Origin of the sequence: Daejeonella sp., from assembly GCF_044342615.1 — a bacterium.
Taxonomy (GTDB): Bacteria; Bacteroidota; Bacteroidia; order Sphingobacteriales; family Sphingobacteriaceae; genus Daejeonella.
Map to the genome: position 1 here is coordinate 1 of NZ_JBIIPN010000102.1, position 9,760 is coordinate 9,760.

The window sequence follows — 9,760 nt, forward strand, 5'->3', positions numbered from 1 at the left end:
AGATGGAACTGTTTTATAATATCAACGCTGCTTTTTGCAAATAATTTTCTGGAGCTTGGTGTTAGAGCTGCATCCGAAAAATTTTCACTCCAGGACCATCCACCAATTGAAATCAAAATTTTGAGATCTGGATTTATTTTTTTGAGTTCATTTAATTTGCGAAAGTTTGTAGAATCTGTTTTTAAATTCGTTAAAAAAGCAGCACTATCTTTTACATTTACAAAAGCATAGTTTATGTGAGTTAGTTTCTTTGCATCTATTTCTTCTACATTCACTAATCCGCGGTAGCCACCTACATAGCCGTTTACAATAAATTTACTTTTATTTTGTGCTGATGAATTAGTTTGAAAGCTAATAAAAAGAAGGAAGGTTAAGCAGCCACTAATTATTGAAAAATGCATTTTCATGTTTCGTTTTTTAATACATTACAAGATATCAAAAATTAAATTAATTTTCTTGATTAAAAACTTGCTATGAAAGCCCATTAGTAGTAGATTTAAAGAAATTAACTATTAAACCTTCATCCTTAATGAAAAATTTTAAAAGTACATTTTCGACAATTTCGTTTGCATTTTTAATGGCAGCTGTGTTATTCCCTTCTTGTAAACCTAAGAAAATTTTGAGTGAGCCGATTGTTCAAGCACCTGTTCAAGAAGTTCCAAAACCTGTTGTTGAGACAGATTCTGATGGAGATGGAATTCCAGATTCTAAAGATAATTGCCCTAATCAAGCAGGAACAGCTACAAATGGCGGTTGCCCGGTAACCCCGAAAGCAGTTGATCCAACTTTTAATTATAAAAATATTCTATTTGAATTTAACTCCTCTGTTTTAAAAACAGCTTCATACTCAGTACTTGATGAGATTGCTAGAGAAATGAAAAAATATCCTTCTATGAGTTTTTATTTAAATGGCCATTCGTCTGCTGAAGGCACAGATAAAAGAAATATAACACTGTCTATTGATAGAGCTACTGCGGTAAAAACTTATTTGGTAAGTGCCGGGATTAGTGCTTCTAATTTAGATGCAAGGGGTTTTGGTGAGTCAATGCCAATTGCTTCAAACGATACAGAATCTGGACGCCAGTTAAACCGTAGAGTAGAGATCAAGAAAAAATAATTTTTTTTCAATATTGCAAGGTGCTTATTTTTTCAATAAGCACCTTTTTTTGTGCATTTTTTTTTAATAATAATTAATTTATTCATGTAGAATTCATCTTGGGCTTTCATATTAGTATTAAATATGATATAATGAAAGCAATAGGAATTCAAGTGAATAATTTAAACGCTATTTCAAAATTAAATGGCAGAAAATTCCGTCCAACTGAGGACCAATTAGTGCTGGCTTTAAAAAACATGGATAGAGGTGCAATGAATGCTTTGTATCGAATGTATTCAGATTCACTTTACCGTGTAATTTCAACTGTTGTGCAGGTTGAAGAAGTGGCACAAGATATTTTGCAAGAAACTTTTATTAAAATTTGGAAGTCTTTTGGTCAATATGATCCAAGCAAAGGAAAATTATATACTTGGATGGCTAGGTTAGCAAAAAACCTAGCAATAGACTATTTGAGAAGTGTTAATCACCGGAATTGTTCTTCAAATGAAGACCTTTCTGAGCTCACTCAACAAATTGATCAAAAGTTTCAGGTATCATACAATCCAGAAACTATTGGTGTTAAAGAAATGATTCGTATTTTAAATGAAGATCAGAAATTGGCGCTGGATTTGATTTATTTTAAAGGATACACCCATGTTCAAGCTGCAGAGGAGTTGAAAATTTCTGTAGGAATCCTTCGCTCACGATTACAATCTTCGATTAATGTCTTGCGAAAGATATTTACAAATGACCACTCTTTTAATCCTGCATTTATGATTAATTGATTAGGATAAAATAAATGGTACTTTTACATAAGCTATCATTTTTGTATTGAAAATTGTTCTAATATTTTTTTTTATCTCAATGCATTTTGTTCCTGCACGACTTTTTGCACAGGAACAAAATATACTTGAGCATAGCAAGGACATTGATTATGTAGCATTGAATTCATTTTTGGGAACATTAGACAAGCAAAATGAATTTGTAATAGCCTTTCGAGTGTTAGTTAGCGCAATTCCTGATTCAGCATCAAATTACTTTATTCTAACTAAGAATTCGAATCAGTTTAAAGCTTTTGATCTAGGTATTAAGTTGGAGGAATTGAAATTTCCGGATGCTAAATTGGCGCTAATTTGGTCAAATATTGTACAAAACGGACTCCTCAATATTAAGGATGAGAGAGATATGGTGGATGTTTGTCCTAAAAAATACCATATTTATAATGCTCATTCATACGAGTTTTCTATACTCTCAAAAGGCAAAATAAAAATTTTAACTTATTACTATCCAGAGCATTACGATGAAGTATGTCCCGGTATGGATGAGCGAAAAAAGATTATGAACTCTGTAGCTATCATTGAGATTTTAAAATCAAAAATGATTAAGATTCATTAAGCTTTTGGATTTTCCCTCTCAACCCCGAACCAAATATAAAAACTGAATTCCAATCCCAAGCTAAACAATAGAAATATTACCCCAATTTAAGGAAGACTCTAATTATTTTCGTTGTAAGCTACGGTGGCTGTTAATGATAGCTTTGGTCCGTCTGAAAAACCAACAATAATATAAACCTATAAATTGGAGCATTTACTTTCCCCTTTATAAAAGAATACAAAAACTTTCTTCCTTTTTCTCCTTAAAGCGCTGTTTTGGGCATCTTTAGTTTTTTTATAGCCTTGGAGTGATTTATACATTATTAATTAAAAATTAATAATGTATAACAGGGTGAAATATGATTAAACTCAATCTTTATATTGATCATTATCATAATTGTCAGATTTGATATAGAACATCTTTGTTTTTCAATTAATTAATTAATAACAATTTTTAAAAAAAGACAATATGAAAATTAACGAATTAGCTAGAGTAGCCGGAGAAACACCTTATTTATTTAATAATCTTGAATTATGGAACAGGCAAGATTGTGTAAGCTCGAAAAATACTCTAAATTTCAATGCTGAAGTTGAAGAAACGAAAGAACAAAAAGAAAAAACTAATCGGATACAAGAATACAATTCCAAAAGTTTTAGACGTATGTTCTCCTTTTCTGGATTTATCAACATGAAAAAAGTATTCGCCTTAATCGCTTTAATAACAATTTTCAGTACGGCATCCTTCGCACAGATTGCAAACTTAAACATTACCTTATCTGATGTTCTTTCTTTTAGTGTTACTCAACCGGGAACATTAGATGTAAACTTCGATACAGAAGAGAAGTACACCAATGGAATCATAGCCTTTGCTTCGGATCATGTAAGTGTAACTAGTTCAAAAGGTTACATAGTAAAAGCAGTGGCAGGAACAGTTACAGGATTAGCATCTATTTCTCCAGGAACAGTGAAGATTACTTCAACATTAGGGGCTACAAATAATGGTAATACAACAGGAATTACCTACGGTTCATCAGTAGTACTTCCAGAAACAGGTGGAACAGCAGCAACAGTTATTGCAGCGGCAAATACTTCATGGAATGGTTCTAATTCAACTAACAAGTTCAATATTTCATACCTCATTGGCTCAGGTGGTGCCTATGCAGGAAAACCAACAGGATTAAATGTTGTTCCAGTGGTGTATACGGTTACACAACAATAAGTTATATATAGAGTATTTGCTTATATGTTTCATCAAGGCCTTTAATTAAAGGCCTTGATTTATATAAAAATTATGAAGAGAATTCTTTACTTACTGTTCAGCTGGGCAATAATTGGCATGAGTCAGAATTTGATGGCTCAGGCTGGTATGACTGTTAGTCCTGGGAAGTTGTATTATAAATTAGCTCCTGGTGGAAACGCTACTCAAAAAATTGTAGTAAGTAATCCTAACAATAGAGATTTGGAAATTGGCTTGTCAATGAACGATTGGGATTACGATTCTTTAGGCAATAATCAAACATTTGATGCTGGAACTCTGAAAACATCTGCGGCTGAATGGGTCCGTGTGATGCCCGGGTCATATTTTACACTTAAACCTGGGGAAAAGCGCGAGCTTGATGTTATATTAAGTGTACCTAATAATGTTTCAACCGAGATTCCCGTGCATACTGCTATGTTATTCCTCACGCAATTAAATCCGGGTGACGGACTAGCATCGGATGGGACTTCGATTAAAGTGAGCGTTAGGATGGGAATTAAGATCTACCATTCATTTGAACAATCTGATGAAAGAAATATTGAGGTGCTTAATTTCACCGATGTTCTACCACATAAAGATGATAAAACTACTGGTGGCTATCTGGAACTGAAGTTGAGTAACATTGGTAAACAATGGCTAGAAGGTAAAATTAAGTGGGAATTGCTAAACACACAAACCGGAGAAAAGAAGAAATTAGAAGAGCAGGAAATTTTTTCCTTGCCAGGAGATCAACGCCTAGTCAGGCAAAGTTTACCTACTAATATGGCCAAAGGTAAGTATACTGCAACTTCAGTTATTATTTATGGAGATAAGGATGAGTTGAAACTGGTTGAGCTCGAGTTTGAGCGATAATATTAAGAGCAAATGAAACATATATTCGGGATTGATTTTAAAGTTTCTATTCTTCAATTGATTTTAATACTTTTTATTATACCAATTTTTTCATTAAAGGTCAACTCACAAACTGTTACAGAAACACTTGGTTCTCCTGTTACTTTTAATACTAAGGCTTCTATTTCGACTACACTTACAAGTTCTAATTACCTAACACTTGCCTATGCCATGAGTTCTACAAGTAATAGTGGTTGGACAGTTCGTATTCAGGCTAATTCAGATTTTAGTAATGGGACCTCAACAATAGCTGCTGGATTCGTATCATTATCTTATTCCTCTGCAGTGGGTGGTCCCAATAATACAAGCAGTAGGGGATATCAAACGCTTAGCACTTCAAGCTCAAAGTCAATGATTTCTTCAAGCAGATCCATTACAAATGGGAATAATATTTTTCAGCAGCGTTTTAACATGAGGGTAACTGGAGGTACTCATTTGGGTGTAGGTGCCGGAACATATAGCACAACTCTTACTGTTACTGTATTAGATAAGGATGATAATGTCATGGCTTCAGACAGTAATATTTTAGTTGAATTTGTTGTGAATTATAGCAGCACCTGTGAAACGGCGGTAATTAGTAGCTATGCTAGTAATCAAGCTAACTTTACTAGCTATACAGAGCAAATGGCTGGTAAAACGGTTACTGATGCTGTTAGTGTTCAATATAATCCAAATACTGCAACTTGTGATAAATGGAGTTTGAAAGTAAGGGTGGCTGGAAATTTTACAAATGGAGGGGCATCGGTAGCTCCTCAGTATTTCTCATTACGCTTTAACCGTGTTAGTTCTGGTATTCCTTCAGCAGCACAAATTGGAGTTTCTACATTTCCAAAGCCTTTAGACAATGTCGATGTTACGCTAATAGGTGGGTCTAATGCTACATTTACAGCTTATACTTTTACCGAACATAAATTTGATCTGCAGATTCAGGGTGGGAGCCATCTGATCATACCTAATGGAGCATATACTGGAACATTGATATTTTCTCTCTATAATTCAAATAATGTGCTTATCTCAACAAGTAATGTGGATGTAACATTTAATATGAATTCGGTTTATAATAGTTTGACTCTTGAGCTGCAAAATCTAGCGAATGAAATTAACCTCGAATTCAATACACTTGCCAATTATACCAATGGAGTATCAGTAACAAAGGCTAGAGGAATGAGGGTTGTTGGTTATCAGCCTTATCAGGTTATGATCAAAACCAGTGGATTAAACTTAATTTCGGCCGGTAGCAATACCATCCCAGTCGGTGCTGTAAAGATTCAGGCAACTAAATATACTTCCACTTCTGGAGGGATTTCCACTTTTACACGTGAACTCTCAACGTCCAATCAGGTAATTGTTACAAATCCAATGCTTGATAATACCCAGCAAGTAACAGAATATGATTTACAGTACTATACCGCACCAGGAGATAGTAGGCTATCAGGTAAATCGGGAGTATTTAATACAAGCGTATTATTTATTGTTATAGCCCAATAATTCCCCATTTTATATTATTTAAATACGTTTTAGGGATTTTTAATGTGAAAAAAAACAAGTTAGAAATTGCAAATTATTTATACTGTATGTCTGAGCTGCTTTGTGGTATAAACAAGCTTGTGAATTCCTTTGTTTTCCGATTCAGCTTTGCTTTATTGTATTGCATCATTAGTTCATCTATTACAAATGCACAATCTTCTGATTCATTGATTTTTATTGATCCATCTAAGAAATTGATTAAAGCATCTAATGAAGAACTGATTGATTTAACCTTGAAAGTACTCAATAGAAAAAAAACTCCTCTAATAGGGCTTGTATCTATCAATCTGGAGAGTAGCATGAACCTTATCAGTAAGAATAAGATTGCTGTCAATGTTCAACCAGGCGATAGCTTGTTTATTCCCGTAAAGGTATTTATCACTAAAAAAACAAGGTCAGGGATAGACCATTTGATTAGGTTCAACCTTTCTGACATAGAGAATAACTTATTGCTGGCAACCGAAACCAAAGTGCAGGTATCAGTTAAAAGAAATGTAGATATGTACTCATTACTTTCTAGCATACTTCTTGACGTGACCTCAGATTCCATTAGGATTCCAATCAGAATATCAAATTCTGGAAATACGACACAGCGAATAACCTTAATCAATCGATTTCCTGCTCTATTTCAGAATCAAGATTTTCATTCTACTTTAGAACTTGTTCTTCCGCCTTCAGTTGATACTGTTATTACCATTATAAAGCCTGTTACCAAAAAAATGTTTGCATCTGAAGGTTTTGATGTGACTTTTACCGGTTTATATTCTAATGGTGATGTATTTGGTATGGCTTATGTTAGGGTACAAAGTGGCCGAAGTGATCGTGCCTATCGTGATCCATTACAAACTGACGCCTACAATGTTAATAGTATCTCAATCAGTTCGCAAGGTATGTTCTCAAATAATCAATCATTCCTTCTTTATGGTCAAGGAAATCTAGAACTTAAGTCTGGGGAATTAGGATATAGCCTAGATTATACTAAATGGCAGGATTCTTATTCGCCTTCCATGATGAGAAATACTTGGATTAGTTATGAAACAAATAATATGGGTATTACTGCCGGTAATATTAATAGGAATATGGATATTAATCTGAATGGCAGGGGGGCTAATTTATTTATCAATAATAAAAATAATGGTACTTATGAAGTTGGGTATCTGGATGGAAACTCTAATTTGATTGGCCAGGATTTTTACAGTTTTATGCCTTCAGGTAGTGCCGCTTGGGCCAGGTACACTCATAGGAAAGAAAATGAAGAGTTTGCTACTTCTGTGATCTATGAAATAAACCCTTTAATGAATGCCAATAGTGTAATTTTTGGAAATACGATTACGCTTACAAAATTTAAGGGCCTACGCTTACAAGCTAATCTGAGTGCAGGCAATACCTCTCAGTATGATAGCTTGAGTGTAGTAAAGTCAAGTTTAGCTAGTGGCTTAAACATTTCCGGAACTATTAAAAAAATTGCAATAAGCATCTCAAATCACTTCAGTACCAGTTACTTTCCTGGAATGAGAAGAGGTGCCTTATCTTTTAACGAACGAATAACCTGGTTGAGAAAAAGATCAAATGTTTGGGCAGGTTTTGATTATAACTATTACGCACCTAAGACTTTTAATACTTTTCAATTTAATATGCCCAGATTAAGTACAATGAGGGCAGAAGTTGGGGTGTCGGGAACTATCTTTAAAAAAATGGTTACTTCAGTTTCACCCTTGTTTTTTAAAGAAACTAATAATGCATTTCAACTTTCCGGACTATCAAATGTTGTTCATACCTTAAGTTATTGGAACATTAATGCGTCAATAAACTACCCTATTGCTAACAATCATTATCTTTCTATTAATACAGAAAGTGGTTATTATACTACTTCATTTGATGCTCAAACTCGTTTCCACTTTCGCTCTAACTTGAATTACAAAAAGGGTATTTTAAATCTGAGTTCTAGTTTGCAATTTGGAACATTTTATATTGGGGAAGCAGTTAATTCTTTTTTAAGAAGTCAAGAATCGCCAAGGCTATTTAGTGTAATTCCAACTATTAGAAAAAGTTTTTTTAGTAATAAAGTCCGGACAGAAGCTGGGTTAGCATTCATGAATAATTCATCTTTTGGTAACAGTAATTTTTTAACTGGCAAGGTAGAATATGATGTTTTACCAAAAACCAGTTTTTATTCCTCTATAAATCATAATCGCTTTAATGGCTACCAATTTAGTTTGTTGGAAATAGGCCTTACTCAAAAATTATCATTGCCAAAAGCCGGAGCAGTTAGCGGGAATCTGGAAGTTATGGTCTATCGAGATATGAATCAGAATAATATCTTTGATCAAGGCGATATCAAGGCGGATAACCATCTAATCTATATTAATAATTTGGCCTTTATTTCAAATTCCAGCGGCTCTGTGGTTTATAAGAAATTGCCTTTAGATAGCTATCGCATTTCTATCCATAATAACAAAGGTTGGCATGCTCCAGACCAATATGTCAAACTTGACAAAGAGAAGCATCGTTTAGAAATTCCATTGAAAAGAACAGGTAGCTTAAAAGGTGTTTTAGCTTATAGCTTTAATGAGTTTAGCTATGAGATCAACAAAAACCTTCAGGGAATAGGTGTTGTGGCAACAGATGAAAATAACGTGAGCTATATGACCAAGGCTGATTTAGATGGTCAGATTGTTTTTTATCTTCCTGTTGGTAAATATAAGCTCGCAGTTGATGGAGCAAATCTTCCTCCTGAAGTTGAAGTAGAAAAAAACATACCTGTTGTGATACTAGATGCGGATAAGCCTCAAAATATTACGATAAATCTAAAGATTAAACCAAGAAAAATCGAGACAAAGAAATTCATGTCTCCCAATAAATTTTCTGATAAATAAAAATATTCCCTTTTTTATGTTAATTTTCAATATGATTAATGGCATAAATTATATTACAGATGAAAGTGGGATTAAAAAGGCTATTCTGCTTGATTTAATCCAGTTTAAAAAAGACGGGGTAACAGCAGAAGCAATTTTTGAACAACTTTCTGAACTCCAAATCTTGATTAATGATGCTGGAGTAGAAAAAAAAGCAGCTAATACTTGGGAAATGGCCAAAGAAAAATTGAAGAATTTAAAATCTTAATTTATTTTATAATTATCTCATTTACTTGTGTTTAATGCGACATAATATTTCTTTTAAAGAAATATTATATTATATATTTCTTTTTTCAAGCTTAATATGATTTTATTTTGAGTATTTTGAAAATAGCTTTATTCGCGATAGCTTTAATTTTCCTAATTTAGCGGAATCATTTAAAAAGCCAATGAGTACAACATTTGATTTTGAAAAGCCTATTGCAGACTTAGAATTGCAGATTGAAAAGGTGAAACAGATTTCTGAAAAGACCAAGGTTGATATGAATGCAACCATTGTCGAATTGGAAACAAAGCTTGAGGCTACTCGTCATCAAGTTTATTCTAATCTTACTGGATGGCAAAATGTTCAAATTTCAAGACATCCAGATAGGCCATACACTTTGTCATATATTGAAATGATCTGTGATGATTTTATTGAATTACACGGTGATCGTACGGTGAAAGATGATAAGGCTATTGTGGGTGGTTTTGCTAGTAT

9 protein-coding genes and 1 pseudogene are annotated in these 9,760 nt (G+C 33.6%); 9 read left to right on the plus strand and 1 reads right to left on the minus strand.

Features of this window, described 5'->3' with window-relative positions; all coding sequences use genetic code 11:
* Nucleotides 1-407: glycosyl hydrolase family 18 protein (locus ACIQ0D_RS09280; RefSeq protein ID WP_395804938.1), on the minus strand; the 407-nt coding region annotated here is incomplete at its 3' end.
* 122 nt (nt 408-529) lie between these two features.
* Between ACIQ0D_RS09280 and ACIQ0D_RS09285 the strand changes: the two genes are divergently transcribed.
* From ACIQ0D_RS09285 to ACIQ0D_RS09325, 9 genes and pseudogenes are all read left to right on the plus strand, one after another.
* Complete coding sequence (locus ACIQ0D_RS09285) at nt 530-1,117, plus strand: OmpA family protein (protein WP_395804940.1); 588 nt, start codon at nt 530-532, stop codon at nt 1,115-1,117.
* A 131-nt stretch (nt 1,118-1,248) separates the two neighbouring features.
* Complete coding sequence (locus ACIQ0D_RS09290) at nt 1,249-1,881, plus strand: RNA polymerase sigma factor (protein WP_395804942.1); 633 nt, start codon at nt 1,249-1,251, stop codon at nt 1,879-1,881.
* Nucleotides 1,882-1,960: 79 nt separating this feature from the next.
* Entirely contained in the window at nt 1,961-2,491 is a 531-nt protein-coding gene (locus tag ACIQ0D_RS09295; protein ID WP_395804944.1) for a hypothetical protein, read from the plus strand.
* 447 nt (nt 2,492-2,938) lie between these two features.
* Nucleotides 2,939-3,688 (plus strand): hypothetical protein, encoded by a 750-nt coding sequence (locus tag ACIQ0D_RS09300; protein ID WP_395804946.1) that lies wholly within the window; start codon nt 2,939-2,941, stop codon nt 3,686-3,688.
* A gap of 72 nt (nt 3,689-3,760) precedes the next feature.
* Nucleotides 3,761-4,579 (plus strand): hypothetical protein, encoded by an 819-nt coding sequence (locus ACIQ0D_RS09305; protein WP_395804948.1) that lies wholly within the window; start codon nt 3,761-3,763, stop codon nt 4,577-4,579.
* A 12-nt stretch (nt 4,580-4,591) separates the two neighbouring features.
* Nucleotides 4,592-6,106: a hypothetical protein gene (locus ACIQ0D_RS09310; RefSeq protein WP_395804950.1), complete on the plus strand. Its 1,515-nt coding sequence runs from the start codon at nt 4,592-4,594 to the stop codon at nt 6,104-6,106.
* Nucleotides 6,107-6,192: 86 nt separating this feature from the next.
* On the plus strand, nt 6,193-9,021 hold the full coding sequence (locus tag ACIQ0D_RS09315) for a hypothetical protein (RefSeq protein WP_395804952.1): 2,829 nt from the start codon (nt 6,193-6,195) through the stop codon (nt 9,019-9,021).
* A 31-nt stretch (nt 9,022-9,052) separates the two neighbouring features.
* Nucleotides 9,053-9,268, plus strand: a complete 216-nt coding sequence (locus tag ACIQ0D_RS09320) for a hypothetical protein (protein ID WP_395804954.1) — start codon at nt 9,053-9,055, stop codon at nt 9,266-9,268.
* Nucleotides 9,269-9,449: 181 nt separating this feature from the next.
* Nucleotides 9,450-9,760: pseudogene (locus ACIQ0D_RS09325) on the plus strand (acetyl-CoA carboxylase carboxyl transferase subunit alpha); the annotation flags it as partial.